Annotated in this window: 15 protein-coding genes; 10 read left to right on the top strand and 5 right to left on the bottom strand. The window is 61.5% G+C overall.

Features of this window, described 5'->3' with window-relative positions; genetic code table 11:
- Positions 1 to 5: 5 nt before the first annotated feature.
- Positions 6 to 1,019 (bottom strand): response regulator, encoded by a 1,014-nt coding sequence (locus tag V8G57_RS19490; protein WP_342830755.1) that lies wholly within the window; start codon positions 1,017 to 1,019, stop codon positions 6 to 8.
- 53 nt (positions 1,020 to 1,072) lie between these two features.
- Positions 1,073 to 2,278: a sensor histidine kinase gene (locus V8G57_RS19485; protein ID WP_342830754.1), complete on the bottom strand. Its 1,206-nt coding sequence runs from the start codon at positions 2,276 to 2,278 to the stop codon at positions 1,073 to 1,075.
- 290 nt (positions 2,279 to 2,568) lie between these two features.
- On the opposite strand from V8G57_RS19485, the gene cqsA reads away from it, so the two are divergent.
- Positions 2,569 to 3,822, top strand: a complete 1,254-nt coding sequence (gene cqsA / locus V8G57_RS19480) for an alpha-hydroxyketone-type quorum-sensing autoinducer synthase (protein WP_342830753.1) — start codon at positions 2,569 to 2,571, stop codon at positions 3,820 to 3,822.
- Positions 3,823 to 3,998: 176 nt separating this feature from the next.
- On the opposite strand, the gene V8G57_RS19475 is transcribed toward cqsA, so the two are convergent.
- Positions 3,999 to 4,835: an IclR family transcriptional regulator domain-containing protein gene (locus tag V8G57_RS19475; protein ID WP_092400052.1), complete on the bottom strand. Its 837-nt coding sequence runs from the start codon at positions 4,833 to 4,835 to the stop codon at positions 3,999 to 4,001.
- A gap of 210 nt (positions 4,836 to 5,045) precedes the next feature.
- Between V8G57_RS19475 and V8G57_RS19470 the strand changes: the two genes are divergently transcribed.
- From V8G57_RS19470 to V8G57_RS19450, 5 genes are all read left to right on the top strand, one after another.
- The gene (locus tag V8G57_RS19470) at positions 5,046 to 5,744 is read left to right on the top strand and encodes a 3-oxoacid CoA-transferase subunit A (RefSeq protein WP_342830752.1); all 699 of its coding nucleotides are present in this window, start codon (positions 5,046 to 5,048) and stop codon (positions 5,742 to 5,744) included.
- An 11-nt stretch (positions 5,745 to 5,755) separates the two neighbouring features.
- The gene (locus tag V8G57_RS19465; RefSeq protein WP_342830751.1) at positions 5,756 to 6,400 is read left to right on the top strand and encodes a 3-oxoacid CoA-transferase subunit B; all 645 of its coding nucleotides are present in this window, start codon (positions 5,756 to 5,758) and stop codon (positions 6,398 to 6,400) included.
- A gap of 22 nt (positions 6,401 to 6,422) precedes the next feature.
- The gene (gene pcaF, locus V8G57_RS19460; protein ID WP_342830750.1) at positions 6,423 to 7,625 is read left to right on the top strand and encodes a 3-oxoadipyl-CoA thiolase; all 1,203 of its coding nucleotides are present in this window, start codon (positions 6,423 to 6,425) and stop codon (positions 7,623 to 7,625) included.
- A 73-nt stretch (positions 7,626 to 7,698) separates the two neighbouring features.
- Positions 7,699 to 8,238: an isochorismatase family protein gene (locus V8G57_RS19455; RefSeq protein WP_342830748.1), complete on the top strand. Its 540-nt coding sequence runs from the start codon at positions 7,699 to 7,701 to the stop codon at positions 8,236 to 8,238.
- A 165-nt stretch (positions 8,239 to 8,403) separates the two neighbouring features.
- Positions 8,404 to 8,859, top strand: coding sequence for a transposase (locus tag V8G57_RS19450; protein WP_342830747.1), 456 nt, complete (start codon positions 8,404 to 8,406; stop codon positions 8,857 to 8,859).
- 45 nt (positions 8,860 to 8,904) lie between these two features.
- Here V8G57_RS19450 and V8G57_RS19445 read toward each other — a convergent pair whose 3' ends face one another.
- Complete coding sequence (locus V8G57_RS19445; protein WP_342830746.1) at positions 8,905 to 9,351, bottom strand: ProQ/FINO family protein; 447 nt, start codon at positions 9,349 to 9,351, stop codon at positions 8,905 to 8,907.
- 203 nt (positions 9,352 to 9,554) lie between these two features.
- Positions 9,555 to 10,508: a helix-turn-helix transcriptional regulator gene (locus tag V8G57_RS19440; RefSeq protein WP_092400040.1), complete on the bottom strand. Its 954-nt coding sequence runs from the start codon at positions 10,506 to 10,508 to the stop codon at positions 9,555 to 9,557.
- Between the two features lie 105 nt (positions 10,509 to 10,613).
- On the opposite strand from V8G57_RS19440, the gene V8G57_RS19435 reads away from it, so the two are divergent.
- The 4 genes from V8G57_RS19435 to nirB all read left to right on the top strand — a co-directional run bounded on the left by V8G57_RS19435 (position 10,614) and on the right by nirB (position 16,348).
- Positions 10,614 to 11,453: an NIPSNAP family protein gene (locus V8G57_RS19435; RefSeq protein ID WP_342830745.1), complete on the top strand. Its 840-nt coding sequence runs from the start codon at positions 10,614 to 10,616 to the stop codon at positions 11,451 to 11,453.
- Positions 11,454 to 11,506: 53 nt separating this feature from the next.
- On the top strand, positions 11,507 to 12,151 hold the full coding sequence (locus V8G57_RS19430) for a LysE family translocator (protein WP_342830744.1): 645 nt from the start codon (positions 11,507 to 11,509) through the stop codon (positions 12,149 to 12,151).
- Positions 12,152 to 12,459: 308 nt separating this feature from the next.
- The gene (locus V8G57_RS19425; RefSeq protein WP_342830743.1) at positions 12,460 to 13,779 is read left to right on the top strand and encodes an MFS transporter; all 1,320 of its coding nucleotides are present in this window, start codon (positions 12,460 to 12,462) and stop codon (positions 13,777 to 13,779) included.
- 10 nt (positions 13,780 to 13,789) lie between these two features.
- The gene (gene nirB, locus V8G57_RS19420) at positions 13,790 to 16,348 is read left to right on the top strand and encodes a nitrite reductase large subunit NirB (RefSeq protein WP_342830742.1); all 2,559 of its coding nucleotides are present in this window, start codon (positions 13,790 to 13,792) and stop codon (positions 16,346 to 16,348) included.
- Positions 16,349 to 16,354: the final 6 nt, after the last annotated feature.

Genomic DNA, 16,354 nt, shown 5'->3' with positions numbered 1-16,354 from the left:
GGATCCTATGATTTTATGTCGGCGGACTGGTCGCGTAAAAAATCCGCCAATGAATAAAAAGGTTCACGTAAATAATGGCTGGGGAAATCAAACAGCGCCCAGTAGTAGTCCTGGGCACCGAAACAAATTTGTGCCGGCAAGCAATATGATAGCCAATCGTGGCGCAACGCGTCGGTATACATGCCGCCGCTGTCGGAAAAGAACGGCACCAGCCGCAATTCGCGCAAACCGGTCAGCAATTCCAGCGGCGCACCATAGTCCTGCGCCACCTCCAGCTGCGACATCAGGCTGGCCTCGGTTTCCACCACCATCAGGGTCGCCTTGCCGTGCATGTCGAAGAACAGGATGCCGGTCGGGTTGGGAAACAGGTAATACTCGACGAAGCCATGCCGCTTGCACAGCTGCTCGACCAGCGTTTCCAGGGCCGGGTCGGACAGGAAGGTGAAGGAATGGCGCGACAGCAGGTCTTTCAGCGTCAGCGACTGGGCGTGGAAAAATTCCTTTTGCAGGCTGCGGATCTCCAGTTCCAGGCGGTCCAGCGCGTCGTGGTCGCTCTTCTTGATGAAACGGTCGATCAGGCCGCGGTTGAAGGCGTCGATGGCGATCTTTTCGTCGGCCTGGCCGGTAAACAGGATCTTTTTGCAAGGCAGGTCTTGCACCGCCTGGCAAAACGCCAGGCCATTCATTTGCGGCATGGCGTAGTCGATCACCAGCACCGACGGCAGCAGGAAACGCCGGCGGTTCATCGATTGCCGGTAAATCTGCTCGATATCGACCGCCACCGTGCGCCGCTCGAACGAGAATGCCTGTTCGTCGTAGTTGACCCGGATCGACTGGCTCTTGCTGGGCGAATGGCGGTAAGCGTCGCGCAGCCAGTCGAGGGCGGCCTGGGTATCGTGGAACACTTTGCGCGCCATGTGCGGCGGCAGCTGGAAAGCCAGGCTGTCCAGGAAGCTCTGGCTATCATCGATGAGGATAGTCAGGGTCGGATGTTGATAAACAGGTAACGAAATATTCATGTCGGGCAATGCAGGCCAAGGAAAGAGGCAAAGCGCCTGATATGGAAAGACAGTTAATTTAACAGAGAGCGGACATCTGCTGCTTTTTGTTGCACCATGGGTGGAAAATCCAATACAAAAATGGTGTAGCCCAGCGGCCGCGAAACCACGCGTATGCGGGCTCCCCAGGCTTCCAGCACATCTTTGCAGAACGCCAGCCCGATGCCGGTGCCGCTGGATTCGGGATAAGCGTAAAAGCGTTCGAAAATCTGCGATGCGCGCCCGGCTTCAATGCCGCAGCCGGTATCGATGAACAACAGCCGTGGCCGGGCGCGGGCGCCGTCCACCACGATCCGGACGCGGCCCTTGCCGACGCGCTGGATCGAGGTCAGCGCATTGCGCAGCAAATTGATCAGGACCATCGAGCACAGCTCGACCTGTCCCAGCAAACGAAAATCGGAGCGCACCGTGACGGCCACCAGATCGCGCTGTTCCTGGTTGACGAACGGATAGCGTTGCATCATCAGTTCGACCACGGCCGCCATCGACACGATGTCCTTCGGGATCAGGTTTTCCCTGCCGGTCGAGGCGCTCAGCAGGAACAGGTCAATCACGTTGTTCATGTGCCGCACTTCGAGTTCGATCCGGGCCAGCGCTTTTTCCATCGGCAGCTGGCTTGGCGTCGCCTGCACGGCGTTTTCCTGCAGCAGGCGGCTCAGGCCGCGTGCATTGGCGTTGATGCTGCGCAAAGGCGTGCGCAGTTCGTGCGACACCGTCGCCAGCGCGGTCGCCATGCCCGCCAGTTTCTCCTGCGCCAGCACCTTTCTGCCGACCTTGGCGAGCGACACCGTAAAGACAGCGAACAGCTGAATCGGCACTTGTTCCAGCATCTGGACGCTGAGCGGCATGAGACTGCCGTGGATCGTTGCATAAACGGCATAAGCCAGTGCGCTTCCTATGACATAGGACAGGAAGGCTAAGGTGGTGTCGAAATGGAACAGAATGATTAGCGCTATCAGCAGTGACTGGCCCCAGATCGAGGAGCCATCGTTCATCAGAAACATGAAAGTGAAGAAAAATGGCGCTACATAAGTCAATCCGATAAAAAAATAGACGGTCAGCCATTTTTTTGGAATCAGGTGCCGGAGGAAGATAGCGGGCAGGCAAATCACTACACCCACAATCCGCAAGGCGAGATTTTCATAAGGTTGCGGAAACCAGTACGCCCACACGACGTAGTACAGCGGCATGCCGACGATGGCGACCCATGCCAGCACCATGAAACGTTCGATGGAGTTGTTGTATTGCCCATAAAAGTGGGACCACCATGTACTTGTGGCGTTGCGCCAGGCCGGCCAGCGCTGGCTTATCCGGCTCCGAATGCTTGTGTGCTCAATCATGGGAGGTGAAATATTAGCCTATTATAAATTGCTGCGCTGCACTTAGTTGATGGGCCGGCTGATTACCGCGCTTTCACAACCATTTGCTCAGCTCGGCTCCAGATTCCAGGCAGGCGAGCGCTGGCTACTCTGTCTGGCATGTCAACAGAGTAGTGTCTTGGGAGAAAATTATGCCACTAACTACAAGCTACCATGCTGATTTAACTTCGGCAGCGGAGCAACGGCTGCCTGCGTTCGTATCAGCTCGGATGGACGAGCATTATATTGATCGCATCGAAAGACTGCTGGGCGGCGAACACCTGCATAAATGGTGCGCGCCCGGTCCGGATGCAATTTACCTGTCCAGCAACGACTACCTATGCATCGCGGCGGAGCCGGCCCTGATTGAAGCCCAGGTATCGCGCCTGAAGCAGGGCGACGTTAATTTGTTGATGTCACAGGTGTTTTTACAGGAGGGCAGTCCTCAGCACCGTCTCGAGCAACGGCTGGCTCGCTTCATGGAATCGGAAGATGGCCTTGTCACGCAATCCGGCTGGAGTGGCAATGTCGGATTGATGCAAAGCATTGCCGGCCCAAGCGTGCCGGTGTATCTGGATATGCAAGCCCATGCATCGCTGTGGGAAGGCGTGCATTCCGGGCAGGCGCGTCCGGTGCCGTTTCTGCACAACGAGATCGAGCATTTACGGCGCCAGGTGCTTAAGCATGGCGCGGGGGTGATTGTGGTCGACGCCGTCTACAGCACCTCGGGCAGCGTCTGTCCTTTGCCGGAAGTGCTGGCCATTGCCGAAGACAGCGGCAGCATTCTGGTGGTGGATGAGTCGCACTCGCTCGGCACGCATGGACCGGGAGGCGCCGGTCTGGTAGTGCAAATGGGCTTGTCCGAACGCGTGCATTTCCGTACTGCGTCGTTGGCCAAGGCGTTTGGCGGGCGGGCCGGATTCATTACCTGTTCCAGCAAGTTCAAAGGCTATTTCCTGTCGGCTTCACGCCCCGCCATTTTCAGTTCCTGCTTGCTGGGACATGAACTTGCCTGGTTCGATGCAGCGCTCGATTTCATTCGCAGCGCCGACGATCGCCGTCTTGTCTTGCACCGCAATGCGCGCCGCATACGCGATGGCTTGAGCGACCTGGGCTACAACGTCAGCGACGGCACCGAACAAATCATCGCGCTGGAAGCCGGCACAGAGCCGATGACACTGGTGTTGCGCAAAGCGCTGGAAGAGGAAGGCATTTTCGGCGCGGTTTTTTGCGCCCCGGCGACACCCAAGAACCGTTCTCTGGTCAGGCTGACGCTCAACTCCGGCCTGACCGAAGTGGAAATCCAGCAGATCTTGCAAGCCTGTGCGGCGATTCGTGAAAAAGTCCGGCTGGCTGACTGGTCATCCAGCCGGCGCATGGCCGCCTCCGTCCGCCGGCCCCGTTGACGGATATTCCGAAGACTATGGCCTATGGTCTTCGGGATGTCTCAGCCATGTTTCAACACCAGGCGCCGCGCCGTGTTTCGGCTCCGGCTGCGCCTTGCCGGAACAGTCGGGCCGCCCCAGGCTGAGGTTGCGGAAAAAGGCCGCGTATTTCACGCCATTCGATTTGCCGGCCTGCGTCATTTTTGCGCCCGCACCAGCAAATTGATTTTTGCCGCGGCGGCCAGCAGCATGGGCAGGCAGTGTTCCAGCAGGTGCGCCGGCGTCGGGTTGTTTACCTGGCCGCTGAGGTTGATGGCGGCGACCACCCGGCCGTTGCGGTCGAACACCGGCGCGGCCAGCGACACCAGCCCCGGCTCCAGTTCTTCGTTGACCATGCACCAGCCCTGGATCCGCACCTGCCGGATGATTTCCAGCAGGCGCTGCGGGTCGACTATCGTTTGCGGCGTATGCGCCGGCAGCGCAGCGGCAGCCAGGCGCTGGCTCAGGACCTCATCCGGCAAACCGGCCAGCAGCACGCGTCCCAGCGAAGTCGAGTAGGCCGGCAGCCGGCTGCCCACGCCCAGGTTGATCGACATGATCTTGTGCGCCGGGACCCGCAGCACGTACACAATCTCGTCGCCGTCCAGCACGGCGGCGGAGCACGACTGGCGCAGGCTTTGCACCAGGTCTTCCATCACCGGCTGGGCCTGGGTCCATACCGGCAGCGACGACAGGTAGGCAAAGCCCAGTTCGAGTACCTTGGGCGTCAGCCGGAACAGGCGGCCATCCATCTCGACATACCCCAGGTGCAGCAAGGTCAGCAAGATGCGGCGCGCGCCGGCGCGGGTCAGCCCGGCGGCAGCCGCGACTTCGGTCAGCGTCTGCGCCGGCGACCGGGCGCCGAAGCTGCGCAGCACGGCGAGTCCGCGCGCGAACGATTGCACGTAGCTGTCGCCTGGCTTTGGATCATGGGCGCCGCCATCTTCGCTGCTTGCAATCGCAGCCGGAGTGGAGAGTAGGGATGGTTTCGACATGGCGTTTGCTTTCAATCAGTTGCCGCTCAAGGGCGGCAGGTACAGACATCGCTGTGCAAAGCAGGGCCTGGGCAAACGCCCAGGCGCAACAAATCAGCAGTTGACATCGGCCTGCCTGCTGACTATCCTTTTCAAATAAGTTCTTTATACGAATATTTGTTCATTATAAGAACTTTAGTATATTTTTCAACCGAAATGTTCGTAAAGACCATGATTAATAAAATTATTCCTTCTGTCGAACTGGCGCTCGCGAATATTCATGACGGCGCCACGGTCATGATCGGCGGTTTCGGCGGCGCCGGACAGCCGGCAGAGCTGATCGACGCCTTGATCGCCCAAGGCGTGCGCGACCTGGTGATCGTCAACAACAACGCCGGCAACGGCGAAACCGGCCTGGCGGCGCTGCTGAAGGCGCGGCGGGTGCGCAAGATCATCTGCTCCTTCCCGCGCCAGGCCGATTCGCAGGTCTTCGACGGCCTGTACCGGGCCGGCGAACTGGAGCTGGAACTGGTCCCGCAGGGCAACCTGGCGGAACGGATCCGCGCTGCCGGCGCCGGCATCGGCGCTTTCTTCACGCCCACCGGTTACGGCACGGAGCTGGCCAAAGGCAAGGAAACCCGCGAAATCAACGGCAAGATGTATGTGCTGGAACATCCGATCCATGCCGATTTCGCCTTGGTCAAGGCCGAGCGCGGCGACCGCTGGGGCAACCTGGCTTATCGCAAGACCGCGCGCAATTTCGGTCCCGTCATGGCCAGCGCCGCCAAGGTGACGATCGCCTCGGTGCATGAAATCGTGGAACTGGGCAGCCTCGATCCCGAAAGCGTGGTCACACCCGGGCTGTACGTCCAGCGGGTGGTGCAGGTGCCGCGCAGCGCTACCGGCCCGGCGGGTTTCAAAGCAGCATAAAAGGACAGGACATGACAAATAAATGGAACAGAGAACAAATGGCGGCGCGGGTGGCGCAGGACATACCTGACGGCGCCGTGGTGAACCTGGGCATCGGCCTGCCGACGCTGGTGGCCAACCACTTGCCGAGCGACCGCGAAGTCATCTTGCACAGCGAGAACGGCGTGATCGGCATGGGCCCGGCGCCGGCCGCCGGCGAGGAAGACTACGACCTGATCAACGCCGGCAAGCAGGCAGTGACGCTGCTGCCGGGCGGCTGTTATTTCCACCATGCCGACAGCTTCGCCATGATGCGCGGCGGCCACCTGGATGTCTGCGTGCTGGGCGCGTTCCAGGTGTCGGCCAGCGGCGACCTGGCCAACTGGCATACCGGCGCCGCGGATGCGATCCCGGCCGTGGGCGGCGCCATGGACCTGGCGATAGGCGCCAAAAAAACCTATGTGATGATGGAGCACCTGACCAAATCGGGCGCAAGCAAGCTGGTCGCGGCCTGCACTTATCCGCTCACCGGCATCGGCTGCGTCAGCCGGATCTACACCGACCTGGCGGTGATCGACCTCGACCCGGACGGCGCCAGGGTCATCGCCATGGTCGACGGCCTGCAGTTAGAGGAGCTGCAGAAGCTGACCGCGGTGCCGCTCGTCATGGCTTGCTGATTAACTGATCCTGGAGAACCCCATGTCCCACGCTTTCATTTGCGATGCCCAGCGCACGCCCTTCGGCCGTTATGGCGGCGCATTGGCCAGCGTCCGCGCCGACGACCTCGGCGCAATGCCTATCCGCGCCCTGATGGCGCGCAATCCGCAGGTCGACTGGCAGGCGGTGGCCGACGTCATCTACGGCTGCGCCAACCAGGCCGGCGAAGACAACCGCAACGTGGCGCGCATGTCGGCCTTGCTGGCCGGCTTGCCGCTGGAAGTGCCGGGGGCGACGCTGAACCGCTTGTGCGGATCGGGCCTGGATGCGCTGGGTACGGCGGCGCGCGCCATCAAGAGCGGCGAGGCGGGCCTGATGATCGCCGGCGGCGTCGAGAGCATGAGCCGGGCGCCGTTCGTGATGGCGAAGGCCGAAAGCGCATTTTCGCGCAGCGCCAGGATCGAAGACACCACCATCGGCTGGCGCTTCGTCAACGCCCTGATGAAACAGCAGTACGGCGTCGACTCGATGCCGGAGACCGCTGAAAATGTCGCCGCCGAATACGGCATCAGCCGCGCCGACCAGGACAAGATGGCGCTCGCCAGCCAGGCCAAAACAGTGGCGGCGCAAAACGCCGGTTATTTCGACAGCGAAATCACGCCGGTTGCGGTCCCGCAAAAAAAGGGCGAAGCCGTCATCGTCGATAAAGATGAGCATCCGCGCGCCACCAGCCTGGAAGCGCTGGCCAAGCTGAAAGCCGTGGTCAGGCCGGACGGCACTGTGACGGCGGGCAATGCCTCCGGCGTCAACGACGGCGCCTGCGCACTGCTGCTGGCCGACGAAGCCAATGCCGCCAGGCATGGCCTCACGCCCAGGGCCAGGATAGTCGCCATGGCGACCGCCGGCGTCCCGCCGCGCATCATGGGCATGGGCCCGGCGCCGGCGACGCGCAAGGTGTTGGCGATGACTGGCCTGGCGCTGGCGCAGTTCGACGTGATCGAGCTCAATGAAGCGTTCGCGGCCCAGGGACTGGCGGTGCTGCGCCAGCTCGGTTTGGCGGACGACGATCCGCGCGTCAATCCGAATGGCGGTGCAATTGCACTTGGTCATCCTCTTGGGGCTTCCGGCGCGCGTCTGGCGGCTACCGCAGTCAACCAGCTGCAGCGCATCCAGGGCCGTTACGCGCTATGCACGATGTGCATCGGCGTCGGCCAGGGCATTGCGGTGGTGCTGGAACGGGTCTGACCGCGGACGGAACGAAAAACGCTTGCGGCGCGTGGTATAAAACAAGGATCTGCCTTAAATATACTGACTGCCCATGAGCTATCTTTGCGATGCCTCCCGCACGACACTGATCGTCGTCGACCTGCAGGAAAAACTGATGCCGGTGATCGGCGACGCCGCGCAGGTCTTGCAACGCGCAGTGCTGCTGGCGCAGGCCGCCAGGCTGCTGGAGATTCCCGTGATCGGCACGGCGCAGCAGCCCTTGCGGCTGGGGCCCACCGTTGCGCCTGTCCATGCGTTGCTGGACCGAACCGTAGAAAAAACCAGCTTCGATGCCTGCATCCAGCCGAATTTCATGGCGGCGCTGAGCAATGGTCGCGACGAGCTGGTGGTGCTGGGCTGCGAGGCGCATGTCTGCGTGCTGCAGACGGTGCTGGGTTTGCTGCACCGGCAGCGCCGGGTAAAACTGGTGAGCGACGCGATCGGTTCGCGCCGCGCCAGCGACAAGCAGGCGGCCATCGAGCGCGCCCGCGCCGCCGGCGCCGACATCGTCAGCAGCGAAATGCTGATGTTCGAATGGATGGGCAACAGCGACCATCCGAAATTCCGCGAAATACTCAAGCTGATCAAGTAAGCCGGCGGGTTGTCGCCCGGCGCGATGTGCTGTCCAGGAAAAACAAGGGCGTTTGCCGTCCCTGGATTAAGCCATTCCTTATGTATTTTTCAATCGAAATGATCAAAAATGTATCGGGCAATTTGATAAACATCATCAAGGCACGATATGGACGATTTGGACGATATGGATCTTCGAGAAAAGCATTGGCAAAAACTGAAACCGTTGTTATTGGGAGGTGACGCCGATCCCGGCGCCACCGGCCGCGACAACCGCTTGTTCCTGCGAGCCATTTTCTGGGTGGTGGATAACGGTTCCAAGTGGTCGGCGCTGCCGCCGGAATTCGGCCGCTGGCAGACCGCTTACGTGCGTTTCATGCGCTGGAACCAGGCAGGTATCTGGCGGCGTCTGGCAGACGAGCTGGCCGATGACCGGGACCTGCACGGCATGCTGAGCAGGGTTGTGGCGTTTGGCGATACTTATACCCGGCGCGCAACGCAGAGGCTGAAAAATAAAAGCAGCCGGGAAGCATACCTCTCGATGCTGGGAAAAACGACCGAGCCCAGGCTGCATGCTTCAAGCGAGGAAATCATGTTGGAGAATATCGGCTCCAGCTGGATCTGGCTGCTGACCCGTAAATAAGCCGGAGCCGCCTGTGCAGGAGCTGGGGGGGGGCGGCGCGGCGGATCAGCGGTTGCGCGAGAACTTGGCAGTCAGCTGGTTCAGTTTTTCCGCATGCTGGCGCGCTGCCTTTTCGGCGGCTTCCTGTGCCGCTTCGGCGGCGCGCTGGGCCTTGCGCTGTTCAGCGTTTTTCTTGAAACGTTCGCGCAGCGTCTCGGTTGCATGGGAGCGATGGACTTCGGTCACTTCGTCCGTGCTGTTGCCTTCGAGGTCGAACCTGTGCGTCGCCTTTTCCATGCCCTTGAGATAACGCAGCGAATTGGTATGCATGCCGAGCGCTATGCGCAAAGTCTTGCGGTTGAGTTCCGGCGACAGCGCGATGAGCTGCTTGTCGATACCGATCGCAAGCGGCTGGTAATCGCGGAATACCGCGAATTTTTCCTGGAATTCCTTGAGCAGGACGCGCGCGGTTTGGACAGGGTTCGGAGTGGTGACGACAGCAGGTGTATTCATTGACAACAAAAGCAGTGTGTTTTTAGATCGGTCAGGATATCACGGAGAAGCCGCCAAACTCTTGCCGCCGCTATGTTTTGCGGCCTGGAGCGCGATTTTTTCCGTGGCTTGTTGTTCTGCGGAGAACCGCGAAGTTGCGAATCTACATCACAACCAGTCTACTGTGCATTGATCCCGCGACATACTGTCAATATTGCGAGGCGTCACTCTAACGCGGCCAGCGCCAGCAATCTTTGCGCGCAGGTCTTGACGGCGTCGCGCAGTTCCGGCGGATGGCGGATCTCGAATGCGAACGGCAGCCGGGCCAGTTGCCGGGCAAACCAGTCGAGGTCGTCCGACTGGTTGTGGACCAGCACGCCGTCTCCCGCCTGTTCGAAGATGCCGATGGCATCGGACAAATGATCGCGCGCCGACTTGAGATCGGTCTTCAGCAATACCTCTATCGCAAACGCGCGCGGCATGGTGGCTACCGAAAACGCCAGGTGCGCCAGGGCGTCGAAATCGGCGGGACGGATAAAACGCTGTTCCAGCAACTGCACCTGCCCGATGCGATCCAGCCGGAATGAGCGCAGGTCCTTGCGCAGGTGGCACATGCCGGCCACATACCAGCGGCCGCCGCGATACACCAGGCCATAGGCGTCGAAATCGCGCTCGCTGTCGCCGCCTATGGCGCTGCGGTAGTGCAGGTGCACCCGCTGCCTGTTTTGCGCCGCCGTGCTCAGCGCAACCAGGGCGGCGTTGTCGGCCGGCGAGACAGCTTGCGACAGGTCGAGCCTAACCGTTTCATCGACGGCGCTGACCCGGCGCTTCAGGTTGGCCGGCATGATCCGCTCCAGCTTGGCCTGGGCGCTCGCCACGGCCGGCGCCGCCTCGGCCAGGCCCAGGCTGCGCGCCGCCAGCAAGCCGATCGACAAGGCCAGCGCTTCGTCGTCGGTGAACATCATGGGCGGCAGCTTGAAGCCGGCGACCAGCGCATAACCGCCGTGGCGTCCGCGGTCGGTGGTGATCGGGATGCCCATTTCCTCCAGGGTCACGATATAGCGGCGCAGCGTGCGGCCGTCGACCTCCAGGCGCGCAGCCATCTCGGCCCCGCTCATCCGGCCATGGGTTTGCAGCAGTTCCAGCACTGCCAGCACGCGTGTGGTTGGGTGGTACATGCTTTACAGGATATTTTATATATAGGGCTAATTATGTCCTATATAGACATTATCTTCGATTCCAGCAACAAAAAATCCAAGCCAACCAAATGCTGGAGGACCGCCATGTATCGATTCATCGCCGGAGTTTTTCTGCTGTCGGCAATGCTCGGCGCGCCGCCTGCGCTAGGTTGCCCGATTCCTTCAACCAGCCAGCGGCCAGCCATGCAAAACATCAGCCATCCCAGCGATTTCCAGGTGATCGAATTCCGCCGCTACCAGGTCAAGAGCGGCGGCCGGTCCAGCTTCATCGCCTATTTCGAAAGTTTTTTCCCGGAAGCCTTCCAGCAACTCGGCGCGCTGGCGCTTGGCCAGTTTTCCGAACGCGCAAACCAGGATGGCTTTACCTGGCTGCGCGGCTTCAAGAGCATGGATGAGCGCGCCATCGTCAACAGCGCGTTCTACTACGGACCGGTATGGAAAGAGCATCGGACCAGGCTGAACGATCTGATCGTCGACAGCGACAACGTGCTGCTGCTGCGGCCGCTGCGCCGGGACAGCGGCGTCAGCGTGCTGCCGGCGGTTGACCCGGTGCGCGAAACAAGCGGCGCACAGGGCGTGGTGGTGGCGCAAATCTTTGCGCTCAAGGCGAATGATGTCGAGCTGTTTGCGCGCCAGGCCGCGTCGGCCTTCGATGCTTACCAGGCGGCCGGCATGCGCCAGGCCGGGCTGCTGGTGACGCTCGACGCGAAAAACAATTTCCCGCAGCTGCCGGTCAGGACCGACGGCCTCTACCTGGTATGGCTGGGGATCGCCAGGGACGACCGGCAGCTGGAAATCGATTTTTATCCGCTGGCCGACCGCGCTGCCAGGCAGCTGGCGGGCGACGGTTTGCTCAGGTCGGCGCCGGAGCTGGTGATCCTTGATCCGACCAGGCGCTCGCGCCTGCGCTGGCTGGCGGAATAAGCGCGCCGCCGCGGATCCTTCGTGCAATTTTTTTACCTTCAGGAGACCTCAACATGAACCAATCCGTCAATCTCTGGCTGTACTTCATGATCGTATTCGGCGTCATCATCCTGCCGGGGCTGGATATGGCTTTCGTGCTGGCCAGCGCCCTGGTCGGCGGCCGCCGTTCGGGCCTGGCGGCGGTGGCCGGGATTGTCGCCGGCGGCATTTGCCACATGACCATGGGCGCCCTCGGCCTGGCGGTGGTGCTCAAGCTATGGCCTAGCCTGTTCAACCTGGTGCTGCTGGCCGGCGCCGCATACATCGCCTGGATCGGCTGGTCGCTGTTGCGCAGCAAGAGCGGCTTCCACTTTGCGTCGGCGTCGCCGCAGCAGGCGGCCAAGGCGCCCGCGACCACTTTTTACCAAGGCATGCTGACCAGCCTGCTCAATCCGAAAGCCTATGTCTTCATGCTGGCGATATTTCCGCAGTTCCTGAAAATCGACGCCGGACCGATCTGGAGCCAGGCGCTGGTGCTGTGGATCATCACCGCGCTTACCCAGGCCGGCGTGTACGGTTTCATTGCCATCCTGTCCAGCCGCACCCGCAACTGGTTCGACGCCAATCCGCGCGGCAGCCTGGTCGCGGCGCAGGCGGTCGGCGCATTGCTGATTGCCGCCGGGATATTTACCGGGATCGAGGGATGGCAGGCGATATAGCCGGCGCACGGCCGCTGCACCGAAATAGAGTGCAGTGCACCATCTTCAGGCAAAAACCCCTGCGCTGCGCGCTGCAACGGCGCGGCGGGCAAAAGTCCTCTCCCCTGGAAAATAAAAAACTCCTTTTAAATCAATAGATTAAGTTGGTGGCACGGCGTTTGCTCTGGATCAGGCCATAGGATCAACGAAGATCCGACCTTTTCTAACGCAGGTCCAATGACGGATCTGTTGGACAACGGCGTCCTCTTGGCCCGACCACTCTATGGTTGGGACGAGAGGACGCCTTTTTGTTTTTAAAGAGACAAAAAATGGCAAACAAAGCGACCAGCATCCAACTCTTCAGCCTGCGCACGCCTCAGATGCGCGCCTTTCACCTGACCTGGATGGCATTCTTCGTCTGTTTCTTCGCATGGTTCGCCTGCGCGCCGCTGATGCCGCTGATCAAGGGACAGCTCGGACTGAGCATGGCGCAAATCGCCAATATCAATATCGCCGCAGTAGCAGTGACGATACTGGTGCGCTTGCTGGTCGGTCCGCTGTGCGACCGCTACGGCCCGCGCAAGACTTACACCGGGTTGCTGCTGATAGGCGCGCTGCCGGTGTTCGGCGTGGCCATGGTGCAGAGTTATGAGAGTTTCCTGTTCTTCCGCCTGTGCATCGGCGCGGTCGGCGCCAGTTTTGTCATCACGCAATATCACACCTCGGTCATGTTTGCCTCCAACGTGGTCGGCACCGCCAACGCCGCCTCGGCCGGCTGGGGCAATGCCGGCGGCGGCGCGGCGCAAGCCTTGATGCCGTTGCTGGTGGCGGCGTTGCTGATGCTGGGTGTCAGCGAAACCATGGGCTGGCGCCTGGCGTTGCTGGTGCCGGGCGCGTTCATGCTGATCATGGCGGCGCTGTACTGGCGCTATACGCAGGATTGCCCGCAGGGCAATTACGCAGATCTGCGCGCCCGCGGCGTGGCGATAGAGGGTGGGAAAAAGGGCGGCTGGGCCAGCTTTCGCGCCGCCAGCGCCAACTACCGGGTGTGGCTGCTGTTCGTTACCTACGGCGCTTGTTTCGGCGTCGAGATTTTCATTCACAACATCGCCGCCATTTATTACGTCGACCACTTCGGCTTGTCGCTGAAGGGAGCGGGCATGGCCGCCGCCAGCTTTGGTTTGCTGGCCCTGTTTGCCCGCGCGCTGGGCGGCTGGCTGTCCGACCGCGCAGCGTTGCGCGGCAACCTGGACAGCCGCGCCGTCTTGCTGTTCGTGCTGATGTTGGGGGAGGGCTTGGGTTTGCTGTGGTTTGCCCACGCCGGCAGCGTGGCGCTGGCGGTGGTGGCGATGCTGACGTTTGGCCTGTTCACCCACATGGCCTGCGGCGCGACTTATGCGCTGGTGCCGTTCATCGACCGCAAGGCGCTGGGCGGCGTGGCCGGCATCATCGGCGCCGGCGGCAATGTCGGCGCGGTGGCCGCCGGTTTCCTGATGAAGGGGCTGGGCGATACCCAGCAAACGCTGACCATGCTCGGCGCGCTGGTGACGATTTCGGCGCTGTGCGCCATCGCCGTGCGCTTCAGCCCGGAACACAAGGCGCAGGAACAGGAATTGCACGATCTCGCACTAGCCACCCGAAATGCATAAAGGAAGCACCATGAAAATCATCGTCATCGGTCACGGCATGGTCGGCCACAAATTCCTGGAATGCCTGGTCGACGCCGGCGCGCCGGATATCGAGGTCACGGTATTGTGCGAAGAGCCGCGTCCTGCATACGACCGGGTCCACCTGTCGGCGTTCTTTTCCGGCAAATCGGCGCAAGACCTATCGCTGGTGGCGCCCGGATTTTTCGAGCGCACCAGGATCGACTTGAAGCTGAACGCCAAGGCGCAGCAGATCGACAGCGCCGCCAAGACCGTCACGTTCAACCTGGACGGCGTCAGCCACACGCTGCCTTACGACAAGCTGGTGATCGCTACCGGCTCCTATCCGTTTGTGCCGACCCTGGCCGGCAACCAGCGCAAGGATTGTTTTGTCTATCGCACCATCGAAGACCTGGAAGCGATGCTGGAATGCGGCAAGCGCTCGCGCAGCGGCGTCGTGATCGGCGGCGGCCTGCTGGGGCTGGAATGCGCCAAGGCCTTGCGCGACATGCAGCTGGAAACCCATGTGGTCGAATTCGCGCCGCGCCTGATGGCGGTGCAGGTGGATGAAAGCGGCGGCCGCATCCTGCGCCAGAAAATCGAAGAGCTGGGCGTCACTGCGCATACCCAGAAGAACACGCTGGAAATCGTCGACGGCAAAAGCGGCACGCACCGCATGAATTTCGACGACGGCACCCATCTCGACACCGACATGATCGTGTTTTCGGCCGGCATCCGGCCGCGCGACGAACTGGCGCGCGACAGCGGACTGAAGGTCGGCGAGCGCGGCGGCATCGTGATCGACAACAGCTGCCGCAGCTCCGATCCGGACATCTACGCCATCGGCGAATGCGCGCTGTGGAACGGCCGCATATTCGGCCTGGTGGCGCCGGGCTACGACATGGCGCGCATCGCTGCCAAGCACATGCTGGCGGCAGGCGGCAGCACCGCGGTGCCTGAATTCAACGGCGCCGACATGAGCACCAAGCTCAAGCTGATGGGCGTCGATGTCGCCAGCATCGGCGATCCGCACGGCAAGGAAGCGGGCAGCCGTTCTTATCAATTCACCGACGAACGCAAGCAGATCTACAAGAAGATCGTGGTGTCGGAATGCGGCAAATACCTGCTGGGCGGCGTCATGGTGGGCGACGCCAGCGAATACGGCACGCTGCTGCAGATGATGCTCAACCGCATCGAGTTGCCGGCCTCGCCGGAATTCCTGATCCTGCCGCAGGCCGACGGCCAGGCCAGGGTGGGGCTCGGGGTCGATGCCTTGCCGGACACGGCGCAGATCTGCTCCTGCAACAATGTATCGAAAGGCGACCTGTGCGCAGCCGTGGGCGGCGGCGCCACCAGCATCGGCGCGCTGAAGAGCTGCACCAAGGCCGGCACATCCTGCGGCGGCTGCGTGGCGCTGGTGACGCAGATCATGAAGGCCGAGATGAAGAAACAGGGCATGGCGGTCAACAACCATGTCTGCGAACATTTTCCGTATTCGCGCCAGGAGCTGTTCCACCTGATAAAGGTAGGCCAGATCAAGACCTTCGGCGCCTTGCTGGAACAGCACGGTAAAGGCCTGGGCTGCGATATCTGCAAGCCGGTCGCGGCCAGCATCCTGGCTTCCTGCTGGAACGACTTCGTGCTGAAAAAAGAACACGCCAACCTGCAGGATTCCAACGATTATTTCCTCGGCAATATCCAGAAAGACGGCACTTATTCGGTGGTGCCGCGCATGGCCGGCGGCGAGGTCACGCCTGACGGTTTGATCGCGGTCGGCCAGGTCGCCAAGAAATACGGCTTGTACACCAAGATCACCGGCGGCCAGCGGGTCGACCTGTTCGGCGCCCGTGTCGAACAGCTGCCGCTGATCTGGGAAGAGTTGATCGCGGCCGGTTTCGAATCCGGCCACGCCTACGGCAAATCGCTGCGCACCGTCAAATCCTGCGTCGGCTCGACCTGGTGCCGCTACGGCGTGGATGACAGCGTCGGCCTGGCGATTGCGCTGGAGAACCGCTACAAGGGTTTGCGCGCGCCGCACAAGATCAAGTTCGGCGTCTCCGGCTGCACCCGCGAATGCGCCGAGGCGCAGGGCAAGGATGTCGGCATCATCGCCACCGAAAAAGGCTGGAACCTGTATGTGTGCGGCAACGGCGGCATGAAGCCGCGCCATGCGGAGCTGCTGGCCTCGGACCTGGACCGGGCGACCTTGATCCAGACCATAGACCGCTTCCTGATGTTCTACATCCGCACCGCCGACCGCCTGCAGCGCACCAGCGTCTGGCGCGACAACCTGGAAGGCGGGCTCGACTACCTGAAGCAGGTGGTGGTGCAGGACAAGCTGAACATCGCAGCCGAACTGGAAGCCGACATGCAGCACGTGGTCGACACCTACGAATGCGAATGGAAAAAAGCCGTGACCGACGCCGAAACGCGCAAGCGCTTCCAGCATTTCGTCAACAGCGACCAGGCCGACAGCAATGTGGTGTTCGTGGAAGAGCGCGGCCAGATCCGCCCGGCCACGGTGACCGAGCGCAAGCGCATCAGCATTCCGGTCGTCGTCGAAACCGTTTAAAGGAAA

Source organism: Collimonas rhizosphaerae (genome assembly GCF_038896935.1).
In the GTDB taxonomy this organism is placed as follows: domain Bacteria; phylum Pseudomonadota; class Gammaproteobacteria; order Burkholderiales; family Burkholderiaceae_D; genus Collimonas; species Collimonas rhizosphaerae.
Note: the sequence above shows the minus strand (reverse complement) of the source record. Positions and strands in the feature narration are given on the sequence as shown.

Bases quoted from the DNA above. Each gene is read 5' to 3' on its own strand.
- V8G57_RS19490 (WP_342830755.1), bottom strand. From the start codon at position 1,019: ATGAATATTTCGTTACCTGTTTATCAACATCCGACCCTGACTATCCTC.
- V8G57_RS19485 (WP_342830754.1), bottom strand. From the start codon at position 2,278: ATGGTGCTGGCATGGGTCGCCATCGTCGGCATGCCGCTGTACTACGTC.
- cqsA (WP_342830753.1), top strand. From the start codon at position 2,569: ATGCCACTAACTACAAGCTACCATGCTGATTTAACTTCGGCAGCGGAG.
- V8G57_RS19475 (WP_092400052.1), bottom strand. From the start codon at position 4,835: ATGTCGAAACCATCCCTACTCTCCACTCCGGCTGCGATTGCAAGCAGC.
- V8G57_RS19470 (WP_342830752.1), top strand. From the start codon at position 5,046: ATGATTAATAAAATTATTCCTTCTGTCGAACTGGCGCTCGCGAATATT.
- V8G57_RS19465 (WP_342830751.1), top strand. From the start codon at position 5,756: ATGACAAATAAATGGAACAGAGAACAAATGGCGGCGCGGGTGGCGCAG.
- pcaF (WP_342830750.1), top strand. From the start codon at position 6,423: ATGTCCCACGCTTTCATTTGCGATGCCCAGCGCACGCCCTTCGGCCGT.
- V8G57_RS19455 (WP_342830748.1), top strand. From the start codon at position 7,699: ATGAGCTATCTTTGCGATGCCTCCCGCACGACACTGATCGTCGTCGAC.
- V8G57_RS19450 (WP_342830747.1), top strand. From the start codon at position 8,404: ATGGATCTTCGAGAAAAGCATTGGCAAAAACTGAAACCGTTGTTATTG.
- V8G57_RS19445 (WP_342830746.1), bottom strand. From the start codon at position 9,351: ATGAATACACCTGCTGTCGTCACCACTCCGAACCCTGTCCAAACCGCG.
- V8G57_RS19440 (WP_092400040.1), bottom strand. From the start codon at position 10,508: ATGTACCACCCAACCACACGCGTGCTGGCAGTGCTGGAACTGCTGCAA.
- V8G57_RS19435 (WP_342830745.1), top strand. From the start codon at position 10,614: ATGTATCGATTCATCGCCGGAGTTTTTCTGCTGTCGGCAATGCTCGGC.
- V8G57_RS19430 (WP_342830744.1), top strand. From the start codon at position 11,507: ATGAACCAATCCGTCAATCTCTGGCTGTACTTCATGATCGTATTCGGC.
- V8G57_RS19425 (WP_342830743.1), top strand. From the start codon at position 12,460: ATGGCAAACAAAGCGACCAGCATCCAACTCTTCAGCCTGCGCACGCCT.
- nirB (WP_342830742.1), top strand. From the start codon at position 13,790: ATGAAAATCATCGTCATCGGTCACGGCATGGTCGGCCACAAATTCCTG.